Origin of the sequence: uncultured Microbacterium sp. (genome assembly GCF_947488465.1) — a bacterium.
In the GTDB taxonomy this organism is placed as follows: domain Bacteria; phylum Actinomycetota; class Actinomycetes; order Actinomycetales; family Microbacteriaceae; genus Microbacterium.
Map to the genome: position 1 here is coordinate 251160 of NZ_CANKZA010000002.1, position 18564 is coordinate 269723.

Annotated in this window: 22 protein-coding genes; 5 read left to right on the top strand and 17 right to left on the bottom strand. The window is 66.8% G+C overall.

The window, feature by feature from the left end; genetic code table 11:
* Positions 1–2: 2 nt before the first annotated feature.
* The 9 genes from Q0653_RS06230 to Q0653_RS06270 all read right to left on the bottom strand — a co-directional run bounded on the left by Q0653_RS06230 (position 3) and on the right by Q0653_RS06270 (position 5881).
* Entirely contained in the window at positions 3–803 is an 801-nt protein-coding gene (locus tag Q0653_RS06230; protein WP_298943507.1) for an alpha/beta hydrolase, read from the bottom strand.
* Between the two features lie 37 nt (positions 804–840).
* The gene (locus Q0653_RS06235; protein WP_298943509.1) at positions 841–1143 is read right to left on the bottom strand and encodes a DUF427 domain-containing protein; all 303 of its coding nucleotides are present in this window, start codon (positions 1141–1143) and stop codon (positions 841–843) included.
* Positions 1144–1209: 66 nt separating this feature from the next.
* Complete coding sequence (locus Q0653_RS06240) at positions 1210–2652, bottom strand: MATE family efflux transporter (protein WP_298943511.1); 1443 nt, start codon at positions 2650–2652, stop codon at positions 1210–1212.
* Between the two features lie 95 nt (positions 2653–2747).
* Positions 2748–3260, bottom strand: coding sequence for a GNAT family N-acetyltransferase (locus Q0653_RS06245; protein WP_298741084.1), 513 nt, complete (start codon positions 3258–3260; stop codon positions 2748–2750).
* Positions 3260–3862, bottom strand: coding sequence for a DUF1349 domain-containing protein (locus tag Q0653_RS06250; RefSeq protein ID WP_298943513.1), 603 nt, complete (start codon positions 3860–3862; stop codon positions 3260–3262). The genes Q0653_RS06245 and Q0653_RS06250 overlap by 1 nt, the downstream gene beginning before the upstream one ends.
* Before the next feature lie 122 nt (positions 3863–3984).
* Positions 3985–4329 carry a type II toxin-antitoxin system PemK/MazF family toxin gene (locus Q0653_RS06255; RefSeq protein WP_298943515.1) on the bottom strand — a complete coding sequence of 115 codons (345 nt, stop codon included), beginning with the start codon at positions 4327–4329 and terminating at the stop codon, positions 3985–3987.
* Complete coding sequence (locus Q0653_RS06260) at positions 4326–4559, bottom strand: hypothetical protein (protein WP_298741090.1); 234 nt, start codon at positions 4557–4559, stop codon at positions 4326–4328. The genes Q0653_RS06255 and Q0653_RS06260 overlap by 4 nt, the downstream gene beginning before the upstream one ends.
* 21 nt (positions 4560–4580) lie before the next feature.
* A complete protein-coding gene (locus Q0653_RS06265; protein ID WP_298943518.1) occupies positions 4581–5015 on the bottom strand; it encodes an SRPBCC family protein in 435 nt (144 codons plus the stop codon).
* A complete protein-coding gene (locus tag Q0653_RS06270) occupies positions 5012–5881 on the bottom strand; it encodes a 3-methyladenine DNA glycosylase (protein WP_298943923.1) in 870 nt (289 codons plus the stop codon). The genes Q0653_RS06265 and Q0653_RS06270 overlap by 4 nt, the downstream gene beginning before the upstream one ends.
* A 307-nt stretch (positions 5882–6188) precedes the next feature.
* Here Q0653_RS06270 and Q0653_RS06275 point away from each other — a divergent pair, with 307 nt between their 5' ends.
* The 3 genes from Q0653_RS06275 to Q0653_RS06285 all read left to right on the top strand — a co-directional run bounded on the left by Q0653_RS06275 (position 6189) and on the right by Q0653_RS06285 (position 8575).
* Complete coding sequence (locus Q0653_RS06275; RefSeq protein ID WP_298943520.1) at positions 6189–7562, top strand: HNH endonuclease signature motif containing protein; 1374 nt, start codon at positions 6189–6191, stop codon at positions 7560–7562.
* 66 nt (positions 7563–7628) lie between these two features.
* Positions 7629–7808, top strand: coding sequence for a hypothetical protein (locus tag Q0653_RS06280; protein ID WP_298943522.1), 180 nt, complete (start codon positions 7629–7631; stop codon positions 7806–7808).
* A complete protein-coding gene (locus Q0653_RS06285) occupies positions 7805–8575 on the top strand; it encodes an EI24 domain-containing protein (protein ID WP_298943523.1) in 771 nt (256 codons plus the stop codon). The genes Q0653_RS06280 and Q0653_RS06285 overlap by 4 nt, the downstream gene beginning before the upstream one ends.
* On the opposite strand, the gene Q0653_RS06290 is transcribed toward Q0653_RS06285, so the two are convergent.
* On the bottom strand, positions 8536–8970 hold the full coding sequence (locus Q0653_RS06290) for an ABC transporter ATP-binding protein (RefSeq protein WP_298943525.1): 435 nt from the start codon (positions 8968–8970) through the stop codon (positions 8536–8538). The two genes, Q0653_RS06285 and Q0653_RS06290, sit on opposite strands and share 40 nt — an antisense overlap.
* Before the next feature lie 458 nt (positions 8971–9428).
* Entirely contained in the window at positions 9429–11372 is a 1944-nt protein-coding gene (locus Q0653_RS06295) for a BCCT family transporter (protein ID WP_298943527.1), read from the bottom strand.
* Between the two features lie 79 nt (positions 11373–11451).
* On the opposite strand from Q0653_RS06295, the gene Q0653_RS06300 reads away from it, so the two are divergent.
* A complete protein-coding gene (locus tag Q0653_RS06300) occupies positions 11452–12849 on the top strand; it encodes a threonine/serine exporter family protein (RefSeq protein ID WP_298943529.1) in 1398 nt (465 codons plus the stop codon).
* Positions 12850–12882: 33 nt separating this feature from the next.
* Here Q0653_RS06300 and Q0653_RS06305 read toward each other — a convergent pair whose 3' ends face one another.
* Positions 12883–13254, bottom strand: coding sequence for a rhodanese-like domain-containing protein (locus Q0653_RS06305; protein WP_298943531.1), 372 nt, complete (start codon positions 13252–13254; stop codon positions 12883–12885).
* Positions 13255–13428: 174 nt separating this feature from the next.
* Between Q0653_RS06305 and Q0653_RS06310 the strand changes: the two genes are divergently transcribed.
* Positions 13429–14007, top strand: coding sequence for a DUF4395 domain-containing protein (locus Q0653_RS06310; protein ID WP_298943533.1), 579 nt, complete (start codon positions 13429–13431; stop codon positions 14005–14007).
* A 129-nt stretch (positions 14008–14136) separates the two neighbouring features.
* On the opposite strand, the gene Q0653_RS06315 is transcribed toward Q0653_RS06310, so the two are convergent.
* From Q0653_RS06315 to Q0653_RS06335, 5 genes are all read right to left on the bottom strand, one after another.
* The gene (locus Q0653_RS06315) at positions 14137–14778 is read right to left on the bottom strand and encodes a cation transporter (protein WP_298943535.1); all 642 of its coding nucleotides are present in this window, start codon (positions 14776–14778) and stop codon (positions 14137–14139) included.
* Positions 14775–15128 carry a metalloregulator ArsR/SmtB family transcription factor gene (locus Q0653_RS06320; RefSeq protein ID WP_298943537.1) on the bottom strand — a complete coding sequence of 118 codons (354 nt, stop codon included), beginning with the start codon at positions 15126–15128 and terminating at the stop codon, positions 14775–14777. The genes Q0653_RS06315 and Q0653_RS06320 overlap by 4 nt, the downstream gene beginning before the upstream one ends.
* Positions 15129–15429: 301 nt before the next feature.
* Positions 15430–15897: a hypothetical protein gene (locus Q0653_RS06325; protein WP_298943539.1), complete on the bottom strand. Its 468-nt coding sequence runs from the start codon at positions 15895–15897 to the stop codon at positions 15430–15432.
* Positions 15898–15971: 74 nt separating this feature from the next.
* The gene (locus tag Q0653_RS06330) at positions 15972–17807 is read right to left on the bottom strand and encodes a hypothetical protein (protein WP_298943541.1); all 1836 of its coding nucleotides are present in this window, start codon (positions 17805–17807) and stop codon (positions 15972–15974) included.
* Positions 17807–17971: a hypothetical protein gene (locus tag Q0653_RS06335; RefSeq protein ID WP_175987709.1), complete on the bottom strand. Its 165-nt coding sequence runs from the start codon at positions 17969–17971 to the stop codon at positions 17807–17809. The genes Q0653_RS06330 and Q0653_RS06335 overlap by 1 nt, the downstream gene beginning before the upstream one ends.
* Positions 17972–18564 lie beyond the last annotated feature (593 nt).

An 18564-nucleotide genomic window follows, 5' to 3' on the forward strand; every position in this document is an offset into this window, starting at 1 on the left:
CGTCACCGCTCGTCGAGGAACTCGATCGCCGCGGCGCGGAAGACGCGCGAGCCGGGGGTGTTGAAGTGGTGTCGGTCGGGGATCTCGACGAAGCGTCCCTGCGGGCACGCCGCCGCGAGGGTCTTGGACCCGTCGATGATCGCGTCGAGCGACCCGGTCGCGAACATCACGGGTTGCTGAGGCGCGTGGGCGGGATCCGGGTCGGCCGTCCGCGAGGCACGCATGCCCCCGGCGATCGCGAGGAGCGCGCGCAGATCGTTGCCGGGCACGCGTTCCGTGAGCCGGATGTAGTTCTGCGTGACCGGATCGGTGACCTCGGTGCCGGCTTGGACATACGCGCGCACCTGGTCCATGTCGAGCCGCGCGAGCGGAACGCCGTCGGGTACCCCGCCGAGCACCGCTTTCGGGATGCGGGGGGCGATGTCCTGCAGAACTTCCCATCCCACGCGCGCGCCGAGCGAATAGCCGACGTAGAAAGCTTCATCCACCAGGTACGTGTCGAGCATGGTTTCCACGTCGCCGGCGAGCTGGCGCAGGTCGTAGTCCCCCGGCTCGTGCGGCTTGTCGCTGGCACCGTGCCCGCGCTGATCGAGCGCGAGCACGCGATATCCGGCGCGCAGAAGATCGCGCACCCACCCAGTGCTCACCCAGTTGTCGCGCGTCGACGAGGCGAACCCGTGCACAACGACGACGACCGGATGGGCCTCGTCGCCCCACGCGTAGGTCGCGACACGGTGCCCCTCTCCCACCATGATGAACTGCGGGTCGGGCATCTCGGTCAACTGCTGTAGCGGAGAGCTCACTCCTTGATTCTGCCGCGTTCGACAGTCCGAGGCATCCTCAGTCTTGGACGGTGATCTCTTTCCAGAACGCGACGTAGCCGCTGAAATCCGCGCCGACCCGCTCGAACGCGGTCGGGTACGGATGCGGATACGCCCACGCGCGATCCGCCAGGACCTTCTCGCCGTCGGCCACCGCGTAGTACTGGCACTCGCCCTTCCACGGGCAGGTGTACGGCGTCGAGCTCTCGCTCAACAGATCCCACGCGACGCTCGCGGGCGGGAAGTACCAGTTGCCCTCGATCCTGATGAGGTCGTCCTTGTCCGCCTCGGCCACCACCGTCTCACCCAACATTGCGCGCATGAGCGCCTCCTCTGTCCGCGTCCAGCGTGTCGTGCGGAGCACGAGGAGGCAAGGGCCTTGCGCTCGTCACCGCGGCAGGGTGATCGGCCGCGTCACGATCGCGTCGACGGCCATCGAGCCGTCGGTCGGCCCGACGACGGGGATCGGCGTCGTGAGGGTCGGCTCGGCCGGGTTCACCGGCAGCAGCGCGAGCTTCCGGTGCGCACGCAGATAGGCCGGAACCAGGATGACGACGGCACCGAACCAGGCCAGCGGATTCGACCACGCCACCCCCGCGAAGCCGAGGAAGGAGCCCAACACGACCGCCGCGACGACGCGCATGACGAGTTCGACGACGCCGGTGATCGTCGGAATCATCGCGTCGCCGAGACCCTGCAGAGCGCCACGGAGGATGAACAGCACTCCGAGCGCGCTGTAGCTGACGCCGTTGATGATGAGCATGAGGTGCGCGAGGTCGACCACCTCGTCGGCGGCGTCGCCGACGAAGATACGGACGACGGGTGCGCCGAAGGCGACGAGGAGCGCGCCGAGGATGACCGCGCCGGCGATCGCCATCCACACGGCCTGCACGACGCCGCGGCGGATGCGGTCGGGCCGCCCCCCGCCGTGATTTTGAGCCACGAACATCGAGACGGCGAGCCCCAGCGACATCAGGAGCGCGACGGCGAGACCGTCGACGCGGCTCGCGGCCGTGTACGCGGCCACGGCGTCGGGTCCGAGTCGGTTCAGGGCGACCTGCACCGTGAGGGTGCCGATCGCGATGATGGATGCCTGGAATCCCATCGGCAGGCCGAGGCGCAGGTGCTCACGCAGCTCTGCGCGGGTGACGTGGAAGTCGGCACGCGTGATCCACAGCACACGCACGCGGCGACGCGTGTACTCCAGGCACAGCAGCACCGAAACCGCCTGCGAGAGCACGGTCGCCAGCGCGGCACCGCCGACCCCCCACTCGAGCGGGCCGACCATGAGGACGACCAGTGCGACGTTGAGGACGCACGCGACCGTGAGGAACACCAGCGGGGTGCGAGAGTCGCCGATCGCGCGGATGATCGCCGACAGATAGTTGAAGAACATCATCGTGCTCGCGCCGAGGAAGCTGATCTGCGCGAACACGGTCGCATCGGCGAGCAGTTCGGGCGGCGTCTGGAGCAACCGGAGCAGGGGCTCTGCGATCAGCGGCGCGCCGATCGTGAGGATCACGCTGACGATCGTGGTGAGGATCGTGCCGGCCGCGACCGACCGCCGCACCGCGGTCTCATCGCGGGCGCCGAAGGCCTGCGCCGTCGGGATCGCGAATCCGCTTGTCATGCCCCACGCGAAGCCCAGCAACAAAAAGAGCAGCGCACCCGTCGCTCCCACAGCGGCGAGGGCGTCGACACCGAGCCACCGGCCCACGACGATCGCGTCGGCCACGTGGTACAGCTGCTGGACGACGTTGCCGATGAGCAGCGGTGCGGCGAACATCAGGATGACGCGCCAGGGGCTGCCGGTGGTGAGATTCTTGGCCATGCGCGTGCCTTCGTGCGTTCGTGGGTGGGGCATCGAATCGATTCGAGACGAAGTTTCCATTGTCGCACACGATCAGCGCGCGTCACCAGCGGAGATCAGGGATTCGGGCGGTCGTCCAGCGTCAGTTGCAGGAGGGCGAGATCGAGCCAGCGGCCGAATTTCATCCCGACCTGGGGCATCGTGCCGATGTGCGCGAAGCCGAGCTTCTCGTGCAGGCGAATCGACCCGGTGTTGCCGGCCTCGATCGCTCCCACGATGACGTGGATGCCTGCGCTCTGCGCCCGTGTGATCAGAGCGCGCAGGAGCGCCTCACCGAGGCCGCGCCCCCGCTGGTCGCCCCGCACATACACGGAGTGCTCGGCCGTGTGGCGATAACCGTCGTGCGGGCGCCACGGACCGAACGACGCATACCCGAGCACGTCGCCGGCGGCACCAATGGCGACCAGCACCGGGAACCCGGCGGTCTGACGCCCCTCGATCCAGGCGGCGCGGTCGACAGCATCCACCGTCTGCTCGTTCCAGATCGCGGTCGTGTGCGCGACGGCGTCGTTGTAGATCTCGGCGATGCCCGCGGCATCCGCCGCCACCGCGTCGCGGATCGACGACATCACGAGCCGTCGCGCAGATCGCGGAGACGCCGCTCGGCGAACGAGATCTCGTCGAACCGTGCCACGCATGCCTCGCCCATCGGCGCTTGCGAGAGGAACCCGACGCGCAGCGGCGCGCTTCCTTCCGGCAACCGGAACAGCCGCACGAAGTCCCAGTGGATGCCGTCCGTCGAGGCGTGGAACGCGAATGCCGGGCCGACGCGCGCGACCCGCAGGTACACGTGGGCGTCATCGACCGGCGCGCTGTTGACGTCGTCCGAGAAACGATCGGTGACGACGCTGACGACCATCGGCTGCCCCTGCGGCGAGTACTCGAAGCAGAGCTTCGCCCAGTGGTCCTCATCGCTCCACAGCGCCAGGACCCCGGCGTCGAACGTGGTCCGCTCGCCCGGCACCTCGACGCGGGCTGAGAGGACGAAGTCGTCCGCCGGTGCGGTGAAGACGAGCGCCGTCGCAGCATGCTGGTGCGGCCCGCCGAGCGAGTCATTGCTCCAGTCGACACCGGGCGCCGCGGTGAGCTCGAGGACGTGGCCGTCGAGTGAGGCGGCACCGGGGCCGTTCGTCCAAGACAGGGCGGGGAGGCCGGGAAGCTCCAAAGTCATGTGTCCACGCTATCGCCGCACCCACCGATGTCTCGGCGATCGAGACACGCGCCCTCTCGATGTCGACCTGGGTCCCGATCGTGAGTCGCGTGTCCACGATCGCAACCGTGGACCCGCGAACGTCAAAGGTCGAGGAAGTCGCCGAGCCAGGTCCGCACGTCCCGGAGGCAGTCTGCAGATACCACGCCGGCGACGCCCGTGATCCGGTCGCGCGACAGGGTGCGCGGCTGCTCGGTCATGATCCAGGACGGTTGCTCCAAGCCACTCGGTCCACTCACACGGACGTGGTTCGGCCACCCCCGGTCGGTCGTCGTGATCGGGAGGGCGATCACCAGGGTCGTGACGGCATTCAGATATCCGCTCGAGGCGATGACGAGTACCGGTCGGTGGCCGCCCTGTTCGCGCCCGCGGACCGGCTCGAGCGCCGCCCAGGCGACGGCGCCCGGTCCGATATCGCCGGGTGTCACGACGCGTCGGCCAACTCGGTGCGTTCCCAGCCCTCGGTCTCGGCCCCGTACGTCGACGCATCGGCGGCGGTCATTTCGCGGATCGCAGACTGCAACAGATCGAGCCGCCGACGGCGGTCCTCGGCATCCGCCAAGAGCGCGAGGTGCGCACCCAGGGTGAGGCCGTCACGCGCAGCCTGCGCCTTGAGCCGATCGCGGAGTTCGTCGCTGACCTTGATGGTCGTTGTCATACCCAGAGTATACCGGCGCACTCAGGCGCGCTCGAGGATCTCCTTCACGCGGGCGAGGCCGCCGGCGAGGTTGCGGCGCACGGCGTCGGCGATCATGGGTTCCACGAGGCGCATCAGGCCGCTCGGCGCGGCCTCGATCGTCGCCCGTACGGTGCAGGCGGCATCCGTTCCGACGATCTCGATGTACAGGGTCGTCTCCATCGGGCCCGACGTGCTCGCGACCGTCAGCCCGGTCGGCGGCACGAACCTCGTGATGCGCCACTCGAACGTGACCTCGCGCCCGACGACCATCATGCGGGTACGCAGCGTCGTACCTCTCGTGATCGGCTCGGGAGAGGTGAGCTCCTCGGAGATGACCGACGAATCCCATTGCGGGCGATTGCGGGGGTCGCCGAGGAAGGCGAAGACCTCCGCGCTCGGACGGTCGATCGCGATCGATTCGGTGACCGTGATCATGCGGCGCCCTCCTGTGCGGCGGCGATGATCTCGCGGAGCCGTGCGCGCAACCGCGCGGCGCGGTCAGTGAACTCCCGCTGGTGAGCGACATAGGTCGCCTTGCCCTCGGGCGTCTCGATCGGCACCGGCGTGTACCCCCAGCCGACCAGGTCGTAAGGCGACGCGCGCATGTCGAGTTCGCGGATGTCGCGCGCCAGCTCGAAACAATCCAACAGCACGTCGCCGGGGACGAGCGGGCCGAGCTTCACCGCCCACTTGTAGAGGTCCATGTTGGCGTGCAGGCATCCCGGCTGTTCGGTCGCCGGCTGCTGCGCGCGGCTGAGCTCACGCCGATTGAGTGGCACAGCGTCGGGGGTGAAGAACCGGTACGCATCGAAGTGCGTGCAGGTGAGGGGATGCGCGTCGACGACGGCATCCGTTCCCTCCCGCCCGAGACGGAGCGGCACCGGATGCCGGTGCTCCGCCTCCCGGTAGACCATCGCCCACTCGTGGAGCCCGAAGCATCCGTACTGGGCACGGGCGTCGGCGGTCGCGCGCAGGATGTTTCCGATGCCGGTGAGCAGGAGGCCCTTGTCGGCGACGAAGGCGGCCGTGTCGACGACGAGGTCGAAGCCATCGATGCGGTACCAGCGCCATTGCGCGCGCGGGGTCTCGGCGGCGCCCCGCAGAACCACCTGGGCTCCCGGGTGCCAGCGCCGCAGGATCGCCGGCTTGTACGAGTAGTACGTGTAGAGAAAGTCGTCGACCGGATGCGTCTGGCCTCGCGACGCGCGGGCCCGCCGGCCGGCCGTCAGCGCGTCGGCACGCGCGTGGTGCTCGTCTTCGCGCGCGCGCCACTCCGCGAGGGAGAACGCCGTTCCGGTGATGAGCACGCATTGAGGATACGTGCTCATCACCGGATCACCTCAGGTCACTTCGAGAAGTACGCGTTCGCTCGCTGCGTGTACAGCAGGCCCGTCCGGTGGGAGGGACCCACTGACGATTGATGGTCGTCAGTAAGTTCCATTTTCTGGTCATTGTGTATGGTGGATGTCGTAACTATGTGCTAATGTTTCTGTATTGGCAATCGGCCCGACTGGGGGCGAGCTTGGACGATGCCTCCAGGCGTGAAGATCTTTCGCGTCGAGGAGTGCCATGAAACAGCCGCCACCACCCCACGGTCCACACCGGCCGGTGTCGTTCTCCGGTGACGAGCCAGAGCCGCACACCACCGCCGACCTCGACCCGCACTGGCGCGACCTGTCGCTGCTCGTCTCGCGCGCCGAAGAGAACCGCGCCGAGATGGCCCGCCTCCACGCCGATCGGGCCGAGCTGTGCGCCGAGGCGCTGCAGCTGGTGGCCCTGCGCACCGCTCAGCGGCACGCCGCACGAGGTGGACGAGAAATCGGCGACACGATCCCCCTGCGCGAAGTGATGGCGGAACTGGCCTGCGCTCTCCGCGTCGGCGAGCGCACGATCTCCATCTGGTTGGGCGACGGCGCGGCTCTCGTCCACAACTTCCCTGCGACGCTCGAGGCCCTGCGCGCGGGCCGCATCGACGAGCGCCACGCATCCGCTGTCATCGACGCGGGAACGCCGCTCGATGACGCGACCCGACCGCACTACGAGCAGCTCGTCCTCGCACGGGCCGACTCCGCCACCGCGCCCGAGCTGCGTGAGATCGCCCGGGTGATCGCCGCCCAGTTGCAACCCGAGATCGCCGAGCAACGACACCGCGAAGCGCTCGCGCAGCGACAGGTGAAGACCTACCCCCTGTACGACGGACTCTCGCGGCTGCTCCTCGACGCACCTGCCGCTCTCGTCCAGGGAATCTTTGAACGCGTGACCGACATGGCCCTGGCCCTCAACGACGAAGGCGACGTCACCGAGGACGACAATTCTGGCCAGGAAGGCGACGACGACGACGACCGCGACGACCGCACCCTCGACCAGCGTCGCGCCGACATCGTGTGCGACCTTCTGCTCTCGGGCGCCCCCGCGGCCCACGGCGACAGCGATCTTGCGGCCATCCGCGCCACCGTGCAGGTGACGATCCCGATCCTCACTCTCGCCGGACGTGACGACGCGCCCGCGATCCTCGACGGACATGGCCCGATCAATGTGGAAACCGCGCGCATCCTGGCGGCAGCGGCAGCGTCATGGCAGCGCGTCATGATCCACCCGGTCACCGCTGAGCCCCTCCGGCTCGACACCTACGAGCCCGGCAAGCGCCTTCGTCGCCTTCTCGACGCCCGCGACCGCTGCTGCCGGTGGCCCGGATGCCGGCGCAAGGCCCGCCGAAGCGACGCCGACCACACGATCGCCTTCTCCGACGGCGGCAAGACCTGCGCGAGCAACCTCGAGATCCTGTGCCGCCGACACCATCGTCTCAAGCACGCATCGCCATGGCTGATCGAACAACTCGGCGGCGGCACGCTCCTGTTCACCTCGCCGACGCGACGAAAGTACCGAAACGACGCGCCACCCGTGATCGAAGCAGCCACCGAACCACCGTGGATGCGGCTCCTCTCGATCCCCTACGACCCCGCCGACCCCGCCGACTTCTGACGATCCGCTCGCGCGGAGGCCCCGACGTGCGCCTCGAACGGCCCCGCCTTCGCTAGTGTGCACATCATGCCTCGACGCCCGCGCTCCGACGGACGTCGCGGCACACCCACCCCTCCGACCCCGTCGACCCCCGGTCGAAGCACCGGCGCACGCACCGCGTCACGTCGCTGGTGGCACCTCGATCCGCTGGGCGCGGCGGTCGCCGAGATCGCCACCTACGCCACGATCCCGCCGTACGCCGAATGATGCGCGAGTTCACCCGAGGGATGTCGCTGCTCGGCGGCGGCTTCCGCTACTGGCGACGACGTCCGCGGCTCATGGCGCTCGGGCTCATCCCGGCCGTCATCGTCGCCGCCGTACTGCTGGGAGGCCTGATCGCGCTCGCGACGTCCGTGTCCGGCATCACGGTGGCCCTGACCCCGTTCGCGGAAGGATGGCCGGGCCTCTGGGCATCTGTTATCCGGATCGCCGTCGGCACCGCGCTGATCGGTGCCGCGCTCGTGATCGTCGCCATCTCGTTCACGGCGCTGACCCTCCTCGTCGGCGAGCCGTTCTACGAGCGCATCTGGCGGGCCGTCGAGGACGACCTCGGCGATGCGCCCCCAGCATCCGACGGCGGGTTCTGGCGGTCGGTCGCCGACAGCGTGGGTCTCGTCTTCCGCGGCATCGGGGTCGCTCTGTTCGCGGCCCTGCTCGGCCTCATCCCGGGTGTCGGCGGGGTCATCTCGGCCGTCGTCGGTGTCTTCCTCACCGGCCTGCTCCTCGCCGACGAACTCTCCTCACGCGCCCTGACGGCGCGGGGTGTGGAGGCGTCGCACCGTCGCGCGCTCATGCGCCAGCGCCGCGCGCTCACCCTCGGCTTCGGCGTCGCTACGCAGCTGTGCTTCCTGGTTCCGGGTGGCGCGGTGGCGACCATGCCGGCCGCCGTCGCCGGATCGACGCTGCTCGCGCGCGAGCTGCTCACGCCGATCGCTCAGCGCGCGGAGGCGCCCGACAGGAACGCCTCGGCGTAGCTGTCGCCGGTCAGAACCTCCTCCGGCGAGCCGTCGGCGACAACGCGGCCACCCCGCAGCAACACGCAGCGCTGCGCCGCCGTAGCCGTGCCGATGTCGTGCGTAGCGACGACGACGCACGCGCCGCGCGCCACTTCTTCGGCGAGCACGTAGTGGATGGCCGCCCGCGACTCGTGATCGAGACCCGCCTCCGGCTCGTCGAGCAACAGCACACTCGCCTGCTGCGCGAGCGCCGAAGGCTCGCTGAAGGACGAGGTCGTCGTGTTCGGCTGCGAAGACGGCGTGCCACCCAGAAGATCTTCGCGGTCGATCTGCACTCCGGCGAGGTGATTTCCGAAGGCAGCCTGGCGCACATGCCCAACGAGATCGCCGTCGTCGGCGAGGTTTCCGGCCACTGACCTCCACCCACACACGCCCCCGCGACGATTCGTCGACGGGGGCGTGTGCTGGCGGATGCCCCCAACTCGAGCGGATTCGATTCTTCGGCAAGCAGGGGGACGAACGTCTCCGCGAACTCCCTCACCAGCGTGGCGATGTCCTCGTCGGCGCTGTCCGGGCCGAGGAGAGCGAAGCGCTTGACCATGTCGGCGACGGCCGGGGCGATCTCCGCGTGACTGACGCGCTGGTAGAAGCGCACGAGCCCGGCATCCCCTCCTCGCCGGACCCGGGGACGCGATGTGGTCCCGAAGGCGGGCAATGAGAGTGCGTTGCCGGGTCAGCCGCTCGATCTGCGCAGTCAGCTCCGCATCCAACTCATCGAGCAGACCGCCCCTGTCCGCGGCCGCCGCGTCGAGCAGACCAGGCATCCGTTCGAGAGGGTCCGCACGCTGACCGGGCTCCTCCCGCGCGACGCCTACTTCAGCGGGTCGCGTCCATCGTCATCGGACGTGCGATCGGGAACATCCGTGACGTCGCCGCTCGCACGAGGGTCGTTCTCGACGACGTGGTCGATGTCGTCGGTGGGAACCCCGCCCGGTTCCGCATTGGTGGCATCGAGCGTCCGCCGCAGGGATCGACGCGACGGGGCGTCACCGTCGACGTTGGTGAGCACCGGCGGAAGCGCCGACTCGGCCGCACCCTCCGCCTCGACGACCGCGATCGCCGACGTGTCGGCATCCGTTCGCAGTCCGATCCGTCGCGCGAGACGCCGCATCCACGACGGCTCGTGCAGCACCCCTTCCTCGGCGGGCACCTCGACCTCGAGACCGTAGTACTCGCCGATCTGATCGACGAACTGCGCCCGCGCCGCCCGGTCGTACGCACGCCGCTCCCGGCTGAAGGCGATCACGGTCGACCAACACATGAGCAGCATGATGATGCTGAACGGCAGCGCGATGATGATCGCCGCGGTCTGCAGGGCCTGGAGGCCTCCCGTCAGCAGGAGGGCGGTGGCCAGAACCGCGGTCGCCAGGGTGAAGAACACACGGATCCACTTGCGGGGATTGATCTGCCCTCCGGTAGCGATCATTCCCATCACGAGCGCACCGGAATCGGATGACGTCACGAAGAAGATGGTGATGAGCAGGATGACCCCGACGGTGAGCACCGGAGTGCCGGGGATGAACGCCAGCATCTGGAACAACGCCGTGTTGAGATCGACCGTGCCGTCGTCCTGGGTGAGGGCCCCGGGCTGCGTGAGCTCGATATACAGGGCGGATCCGCCCAGAACCGCGAACCACAGGATCGTGATCAACGTCGGGACGATGATCACACCGAGGACGAACTGCCGCACGGTGCGGCCGCGCGAGATGCGGGCGATGAAGATGCCGACGAAGGGCGCCCACGAGATCCACCATCCCCAGTAGAACGAGGTCCACCCGGCTTGCCACTGCTCACCGGCGGCGCCCTGGAAGGCGCTGACGTTGAACGACAAGCCGATGAAGTTCTGCACGTAGTTGCCGATCGACTGCACCCACTCGCGCAGCAGGAACTCGGTCTGCCCGAAGATCAGCAGGTACAGGACGAGCATCCCCGCGAGGATCAGGTTCACCGAGGACAGCCACTTCATGCCCTTGGTGACACCCGAGAGCACCGACATCAGAACGAAGACGGTGATCACGGCGATGATCGCGATCTGCACGGGCTCACTCGGTTCGAAGAGGCCGATGGAATCGAGCCCGGCGCTGATCTGCAGCACGCCCAGACCGAGCGACGTCGCCACACCGAACAGCGTTCCGACGAGGGCGATCACGTCGATCGTGTTGCCCCAGCCGCCCCGAACACGCTTACCCAGGAGGGGTTCGAGCGTCCAGCGAATCGAGATCGGGCGCTTGCGGCGGTGGATGGCGTAGGCCAGGCCCAGGCCGACGACGACGTAGATCGACCACGCCTGCACACCCCAGTGCAGGTAGGTCTGGCTGAGCGCAGCCTGCGCGAGCTGCTCGGGTGTGCCGCTGAGCCCGGGCCGCGGGGTGACGAAGTGACTGAGCGGCTCACTCACGCCGTAGAAGACGAGGCCGATACCCATTCCCGCCGCGAACAGCAGCGAGAACCACGCCCCCAGCGAGAACTCGGGTGAGTCGTCGTCGGCCCCGAGGCGGATGTCCCCGAACCTGCTGAAGCCGATCGAGAGGGCGAACACGACGAAGAAGGCGGCGATGAGCACGTAGTACCAGTTGAAGGCGTTCACGATGCTCGACTGAATCGCGCCGAAGGCCGCTTCGGCCAGGCCGGGGGCGATGAGCGCGAAAGCACTGAAGGAGAGAGCGATGAGCGCCGCAGGCCAGAAGACCCACTTCTTCATCGAAGCCTTCTCCGTGGTCTGCTCCACGGTGTGTTGCGGGGGTGGCGCCGTCATGCAGTCCACCCTAGCGAGGCCCCTCCCGCAGATAGACTCGGGCCGATCGAGCCAGCGGAACAGCAGGGGAAGACACACGATGAGCCGGCGTGAGCGCAAGCTCCTGACATCGCTGACGAGCTTCGTCCGAGCGCAGGGCACGGACGACACGCTCACCGACTCGCTGCCGATCGTCGGTGATGGACTGGCTGTCCGCATTCTCGAGCTCGCCGTGCGGGTCGGCGAGTCGATGCTCGTCGCCGGGGCGAACGCCAGTGATGTCACGGCGGCGGTCGTTCGCATCGCGGGCGCGTATGGACTCCATCCCGTTCACGTCGACGTGACCTACAACTCGATCACGGCGGCCCATCACCGCCCCGGCGCCACCCAGCCGATCACTCTCCTGCGGGTCGTCCGCGGCTCCGCTCCGGACCACGAGAGGCTCCAGCACCTGCAGGCCCTCATGGTGGAGGTGACGCGAGGACTCGATCTGGATGCCGCCGCGGCGCGATATCGGGACATCCGTCGCACGCGCTTCCGCTACCGTCCCCCGATCGTCATCGCCTCGCAGGCTCTGCTCGCGGTCGGTGTCGCGGTCGTGTTCGGGGGCAACTGGCTCGTCATTGTTCTCGCCTTCGTGGCGGCGGCGCTGGCCGCACTCACCCAATTCGCGCTCGCCCGCGCACGCGTGCCCTACTTCTTCAGCCAGATCGCCGGCGCTTTCGTGCTGACCCTCGTCGCCGCACTTTCCCCTCTCCTTCGGCAGACGGGGTGGGATGCCGCGTTCGAGGTGCGACCGTCGGTGATCGTGGCATCCGGAGTCGTCTTGATGCTCGCCGGGCTCACGGTCGTCGGGGCGGCTCAAGACGCGATCGACGGATTCGCGCTCACGGCGATGGGCCGCATTCTCGAGCTCATGACCTACACACTCGGGGTCGTGCTCGGCATTCTGGCGGGGTTGGAATTCGCCCGCGTTGTCGGACTGGCGATGGCGCCGCCGACCGAGGCGCTCCCGCTGGGTCCTGTTCCGCTGCAGTTCGTCGGAGCGGCTCTGATCGCGGTGTCGGTCGCGGTGTTCAACGGAGCCGGAGGGCGGATCATCGCCGTCAGTGCGGCGCTGAGTCTTGTCGCGTGGCTGGCGTATCTCCTGGTGTCACAAGTGGGGTTGGAGATTGCCGCCGCAAGCGGTGTCGGCGCCTTCGCCGGCAGTTTCGTCGGAACCCTCATCGCCTACCGCGTGCATGTGCCGTCTGTGGCGATCACGACGGCGGCGATCCTGCCGATGGTGCCCGGCGCCGCGGTGTTCCGCGGGTTGCTGAGCATCGTCGAGTCCGGGGAGAGCACCGAGGTGCTCCTCGCCGGATTCACCACGCTCGCCGCCGCGGCGATCATCGGAGTGAGTCTCGCCGTCGGCGCATCGCTGGGCATCTACCTCGGGCAACCGGTGCGGGCGTCGCTCCGCGGTGTCTCGCGCACGCGCGCACGGCTCCGCCGCTGAGCCCGTGCGGCACTCACCAGCGCACGTTCCCCCTCACCGGACGATGGCGAGACCGGTGGCCTTTTCGGCCTGGGAAAGCCCGCCGGCGTCGCGCACGTCCAGTCCCGCAGCTTCCATCGCGGCGACCGCCTGGGCGGATCGGTTGCCGGACTGACAGTAGACGAGGTACTCCTCGCCGGGGTCGAGTTCCGCGATGGTCGCGTCGAATGCTGCCGATTGGAGGTCGATGTTGACGGCGCCATCGAGGTGGCCCGCGGCGTACTCCCCGGGCGTGCGCACGTCGACAACGACCGTGTCCTCGCCGATCGCGATGGGGGGATCCGCTGTGGCTGCGCACCCGCTGATCGTGATCGAGAAGGCGAGCGCCGCACCGAGCGCGATGGCCCGCAATCTACGCCGCGGCATACGGGTGGCCCTCGCACCGCTGATCGGCTGGGACTCCGTGGAGCGCCTCTTCCACATGCTGGCCGCATCCTGCCCACGTCGCTTTGCCACACTGATCACACGTCACTCGAGCGCACATCTCTTGCACCTTTCGTCGGGTTGGGGACGTTCAACTATACCCCCTAGGGTATATTTATGAACATCCAGCGAAGCCAACCGACGAAGGAACGGCCCCTCGTCGGTCAGTGGGTCGAGGGCCTCGAGGTTCCTGTGGTGAACAAACGGGCGGTGCGCGCGTCGGCGGGGATTCTGTTTCTGGGCGCTTTCTCGACGTGGCTGTGGGGAGCGATCACGGGGGATCTGCAGCCGATGCGGGTCTTCGGAATGGTGTTCGCCATCGAGATGATGCTGCGGCTGTTCGTCGGAACGGGTTTCATGCCGACGCTGCTACTGGGCACGCTGATGACTCGAACGCAACGCCCGGAGTGGGTGAATGCGCGATCGAAGCTCCTCGCCTGGGGCATGGGCCTCGGGCTGTCCCTCGCGGGCTGCGTCAGTCTGGGGTGGCTCGGACTGCCAACCATCGTCGCTCAGTTGATCTGCGGGATCTGTCTTCTGCTGCTGTACCTGGAGACAGCTTTCGGCTTCTGCCTCGGATGCGTCGTCGCCCAACGTTTCTCTCGTCGCAAGCCGGACCTGTGCGCGGGCGATACCTGCACGTACATCCCGCCGCGCCGCGGCGAGCAGCATTCGGTTCTGCGCGACCGGCGGTGAAGGGAGACTGCGGGCGATTAGTTGTAGGACGCAGCGCCGGATGTCCATTGCATCCACGTCACGACCTGCACGAGACGCAAGAGATGTCCGCGAAGGCGGCTGCAGACTACGGGGGGAGATGTCCGCGGGCTACTCTTCCTTCATCTCGCTCAGCACTTCGAAGGGTGACTCGACGTCGCCGGTCCAGGCTTCGATGCCTTCACGAACGGCGAGAGCGGCAACGACCAACGCGGCGACGGAGTCTGCCCACCACCAGCCGAACAGGCTGTTGAGGATCAGCCCGATGAAGACGGCACCGGAGAGATAGACGCACAGCAGCAGCTGGCGCGCGTCGGCGAGGACGCTCTTCGATCCGAGCTCCCGGCCAGTGCGGATCTCGAACCAGGCCAGCAGCGGCATCACCAGCAGGCTGAGCGCGGTAATGCCGAGCCCGAGTGGGCTGTGTTCGGGTCCCTCTTGCGAGACGAGGCTGAGGATCGCGTCGATGGTGACGTAGGCGGCGAGGGCGAAGAACGCCAGCCCGATCGCGCGCACGGTTACCTTCTCCCACCGCTCGGGGTCCTTCCGTGTGAACTGCCATGCGATAGCGACGGCGGAGAGCACCTCGACGACAGAGTCGAGACCGAATCCGATCAGCGCCGCCGACGACGCCAGCACGCCGGCGGTGATGGCGACGATCGCCTCGATGACGTTGTACGTGATCGTGAACGCGACGATGAACCGCACCCGGCGGTGGAGCCGCTCACGACGGTCGGGGGTAAGCGTGGTCATGCCGTGACCTCGCAGCAGCCGGCGACCGAGCAGGACGGGTCCAGGCACGGGGCGTCCGCGTCGACGGCCAGGGCAACGTCGACGAGGACGGTGAGCGCGGCCGTCAGGTGCGGGTCGGAGATCTCGTACCGGGTCTGCCGACCCTCCGGCTCCGCGACCACAATCCCGCAGTCCCGCAGACAAGTGAGGTGGTTCGAGACGTTCGACCGGGTCAACTCAAGGTCCCGCGCGAGCACCGCCGGGTAGGAAGGCCCCTCAAGAAGCACCATCAGAATCCGCGATCGAGTCGGATCGGCCATCGCCCGGCCAAGCCGGTTCATCACATCGAGGCGCGTCGTAATAGTCAGCATGCGCTGATCATACAGCTGTCGCTGTACAGCAAGCACCGCCCGAAATGTCCATTTGGACATGGCGTGGACAACTCTCTTGCGAAATGAACATCTTCCAGCAGTCCCTACAATTACCTGTCGGAGACACCACTAGTTTGTCCGTAGATATGGCGATTCGAGCGATTCCGCCAACAGTTTGTCGGCTTTCTCCGCCAACTAGATTGTCCGACCTGCATAAGTCGTTCGACCGGTCCCACGGAGCAACCCTCGAAACAAGGCCGCGGCTCCATCCTCTGGACCCGTCCCCTCTGCACGGCATGCGTTACAGCGCTGCCTGGTCTGCGTCAGCGCGACCTGAGCTCACGGCTCGCCATCCCTGCCATTTCACGCTGAGGCCCGCCCTCCAACCTGCGCCCCATGCAAGGAGGCCGGCCTCCCTCTTCGCCCGTTGCCACTCAAGCTTGAGCATGGCCTGAAAGTGCGCGACCAACTCCCGTCCTGCATCAGGCGAAGGCGCCGAGACGTACTGGTTGAGTAGGTCGACGGCTTCCTGGTCCTTATAGGGATTCAGGCGGAGTACGATCGCGTTTCGCATTCGTTCGCGTTCGCGCACGTCTTCTTCGCCGACGAATGCTGGGACCAGTTCGCGCATTGCCAGTCGCCAGTTCTGCCTCTCCTCGATCACCGCCTTGTGCTTGATGTTCCGTGCGACACCCCAAATGCTGACGATTGCACTCGTGAGGGCTGCGATCAACGCGACGATTCCAACGGTCAGCCAGTAGTCACTCAAGCGGCCCCCTACATGTTCAAGCGGATGAATCTGCGCGGGTTGAGGCTATCGAATCGCTCGCGCCTCAAGCTCGGTTACCTCGTGCTGATAGTCAGCCCCTCCGTCTGTTCCAACCGGGAGGTATCCCACGGGCTCTCGTAGCTCTTCGATACAAGAGTGAGGCTTGTCAGTCGTGAGAGGTGTTCGAGTGGGCTGACGTCGCGCACGAGATTCGAGTTCTCCCGCAGGACGAGCGATTCGAGCCGCGTGAGATTCGCCAAGGAATCTAGATCTTCGTACTCATGCGCAAGCTTGCAGTTCTTAAGCTCAAGGTGCGTCAGCCCGTGGAACTGGCCAACGTCGCGGAGTAGGCGCCAGCCTTCGCATGTGTCGATGACCAGCGTGTGAAGTCGAGGCAGGCCGGCCAGCGTCTCGAGGTCGTGCAGGTGCGTCGGTCCGTCCCCAATCCACTCTCCCTCGATCTCGAGACGCTCCAACCGGGCGAGCGCGGAGAGAGGTTTCAGGTCCGGCATGGTGGCGGAGGAAATGCGGAGTGTCTCGAGATGATCGAGGTGTGAGATGGCATCAAGCGCGTTCGTTCCGTATAGATCCCCGGCCACCTCGAGTTCGACCAGTCCTCTGGTCAGCGAGATGGCATCCCAGTTGGCAAAGCTGGTGTACCCGTCTCCCTGTATCAGCTTCACCTTTCTCAGGGTGGAGAGGCTGCTCAAGGGGCCGAGGTCCAGGGCTCCTCCCTCGTACTTGTAGGGGTCCAGGCGAACACCGGTGAGTTCAAGTTGCGCAAGCTGACCGAGGTTTGAAAGGGCTTCGAGGTCGGCGACACCCGACACGTCGCGAAGGGTAAGTGATTTTAGCGTCGACAGGTTCCGGATCTTGCGAAGGCCGCGGATGTGCATTCGGTCAAACCAGAGACCCTCGAGCCTACTGAGCTTGGCGAGCGCCGAAAGGTCTTCGAGGTCCCCGGTGGAGTAGAGCACTAATTCCCGTAGCTGTCGGACATTCGATATGCCGCTGAGGTCGGTAAACCAACCCATGTGACCGACTTCAAGCTTCGCAAGTCCGGTCAATCCGGATATGGAGTCGAACTCCAGCGCGTCCGACATTGAGGTGAGTTCGAGTCGAGCGAGGCGTTCGAGGCCTGCCAATGGACGAAAGTCCTTGACGTTCGCGAGATGGGCGAGCGCGAGGTGCTGTAGCCCATCGAGCGTGGCGATGGCATCGATGCTTGAGATGCCCTTGCCCCCGCGAATCTCTAGGCGGCGGAGGTTGGCAAGCCCCGCAATGGGGCTCAGGTCGACTTCATCGTCAATCGGGTTCAGACTCAGCGCATCGATGTTCGTCGCGTACTGCATTCCCTCCAGGTTGAGCTCGCGTCGCTGATTTCGGTACGTGCTGATGTAGAGATCCCCGGTCAGCGACTCCATCTGTTCGGCTGTGATGGTGCTCCGCTCATCCCAAGGCGTGTGGAGCCTTTCCCAGACGATGTTTGCCAGGAACTCATCGGATACCACGCCGAAGGCGTGCCGCCCGTGTCGGTACCCCGAGTCGCGTCGTTGTTGCTCACGACGCTGCAGGAGTGCGCGCAGGTGGTCAACGCGCGATTTCGCGTCCGCTAGGGCGGCCGACCTGCGGGCCTCTTCGCGATCGAGCGCGTCCTGGATACGCCTTCGCTTCGCTTCACGTTTCGCGAGTTCTTGCTCCCGCTCCAGCTCAGCTTCGCGGCGCTCCTGCTCTTCACGTCGGTTCTTACTGGCCTTGCTTGCAACTACCGACACGACGACGGTCACCGCGATGGTGAAGATGAACCGCCCGCCTGCATACTCCATATCCCCAGTGCCCGGATCGGGGAAGATCTGGTAGCTGAGAAAAAGGGCAACGAAGAATGCGGCGATGCCAGCGAGTGCAGCCATTAGTGGGACTCCGACTGCTCAAGTGTCTTGAGAGGAGTGGGGCAGTCCTGCGCGGAGGTGGTCAGCTCCATCATCTTCTGCGCGTATGTCCCGCCATCGATCTCACCGACGTCGTACCGGCGCATCAGCTCATCGACCTGCGCCTGCAGTACTGCCCAGTCCATCCGTACCTCCCAGTTGCTACTCAGCGACGCGCGAATTCGTGCGTCTCACCGTTGTGTTTCGACCACCCACCTAACTGGCGGCCGGAGTGAATCCGTGTGTGGCTCTCGAACTACGAGTCCATCTCGTCTTCAGCCTCGCACCAGTGATCGCCATCGTGCCCGACCTCCAGACGGCAGTGCACTCCTCCGTACTTGTGCCGACCGTGCGGGAAGTACAGCGCATCGCACCAGTTGCTCGAATCACTCACGGGCATCTCCCGACTGGCTTCCCGCTGCGGGCGCGGCGGAGGGCGCCGAGGGACCTTGCGTGGTTGCTTGTGGTCCGGCGTTCGGCATGCCGGATGGCGTGACGGCTGGCGCTGGTACGCTCCCTCGGAGCGGAGCCGCACTCCGCTCCACGATTTCAGTGTTCCGATCCGCCATCATCACTCCGTTCATTCAACGGTGCGGGCGCGGAGGCAGCCGGCCCGGTCGCGGGCATGCCTGCGGGCACGCTCGCCGCGGCGGGGCGCGTCCTCGCGATTGGCGACGCACTCTCCTTGAGAGTCGACCTGTCAGGCTCGTTGCTCACGATGCTCCAATCATCCGGCTAC

Bases quoted from the DNA above. Each gene is read 5' to 3' on its own strand.
- Q0653_RS06300 (WP_298943529.1), top strand. From the start codon at position 11,452: ATGAGCCGGCGTGAGCGCAAGCTCCTGACATCGCTGACGAGCTTCGTC.
- Q0653_RS06265 (WP_298943518.1), bottom strand. From the start codon at position 5,015: ATGATCACGGTCACCGAATCGATCGCGATCGACCGTCCGAGCGCGGAG.
- Q0653_RS06310 (WP_298943533.1), top strand. From the start codon at position 13,429: ATGAACATCCAGCGAAGCCAACCGACGAAGGAACGGCCCCTCGTCGGT.
- Q0653_RS06315 (WP_298943535.1), bottom strand. From the start codon at position 14,778: ATGACCACGCTTACCCCCGACCGTCGTGAGCGGCTCCACCGCCGGGTG.
- Q0653_RS06320 (WP_298943537.1), bottom strand. From the start codon at position 15,128: ATGCTGACTATTACGACGCGCCTCGATGTGATGAACCGGCTTGGCCGG.
- Q0653_RS06245 (WP_298741084.1), bottom strand. From the start codon at position 3,260: ATGTCGTCGATCCGCGACGCGGTGGCGGCGGATGCCGCGGGCATCGCC.
- Q0653_RS06240 (WP_298943511.1), bottom strand. From the start codon at position 2,652: ATGGCCAAGAATCTCACCACCGGCAGCCCCTGGCGCGTCATCCTGATG.
- Q0653_RS06330 (WP_298943541.1), bottom strand. From the start codon at position 17,807: ATGGCTGCACTCGCTGGCATCGCCGCATTCTTCGTTGCCCTTTTTCTC.
- Q0653_RS06250 (WP_298943513.1), bottom strand. From the start codon at position 3,862: ATGACTTTGGAGCTTCCCGGCCTCCCCGCCCTGTCTTGGACGAACGGC.
- Q0653_RS06260 (WP_298741090.1), bottom strand. From the start codon at position 4,559: ATGACAACGACCATCAAGGTCAGCGACGAACTCCGCGATCGGCTCAAG.
- Q0653_RS06285 (WP_298943523.1), top strand. From the start codon at position 7,805: ATGATGCGCGAGTTCACCCGAGGGATGTCGCTGCTCGGCGGCGGCTTC.
- Q0653_RS06235 (WP_298943509.1), bottom strand. From the start codon at position 1,143: ATGCGCGCAATGTTGGGTGAGACGGTGGTGGCCGAGGCGGACAAGGAC.
- Q0653_RS06280 (WP_298943522.1), top strand. From the start codon at position 7,629: ATGCCTCGACGCCCGCGCTCCGACGGACGTCGCGGCACACCCACCCCT.
- Q0653_RS06335 (WP_175987709.1), bottom strand. From the start codon at position 17,971: ATGGACTGGGCAGTACTGCAGGCGCAGGTCGATGAGCTGATGCGCCGG.
- Q0653_RS06295 (WP_298943527.1), bottom strand. From the start codon at position 11,372: ATGACGGCGCCACCCCCGCAACACACCGTGGAGCAGACCACGGAGAAG.
- Q0653_RS06305 (WP_298943531.1), bottom strand. From the start codon at position 13,254: ATGCCGCGGCGTAGATTGCGGGCCATCGCGCTCGGTGCGGCGCTCGCC.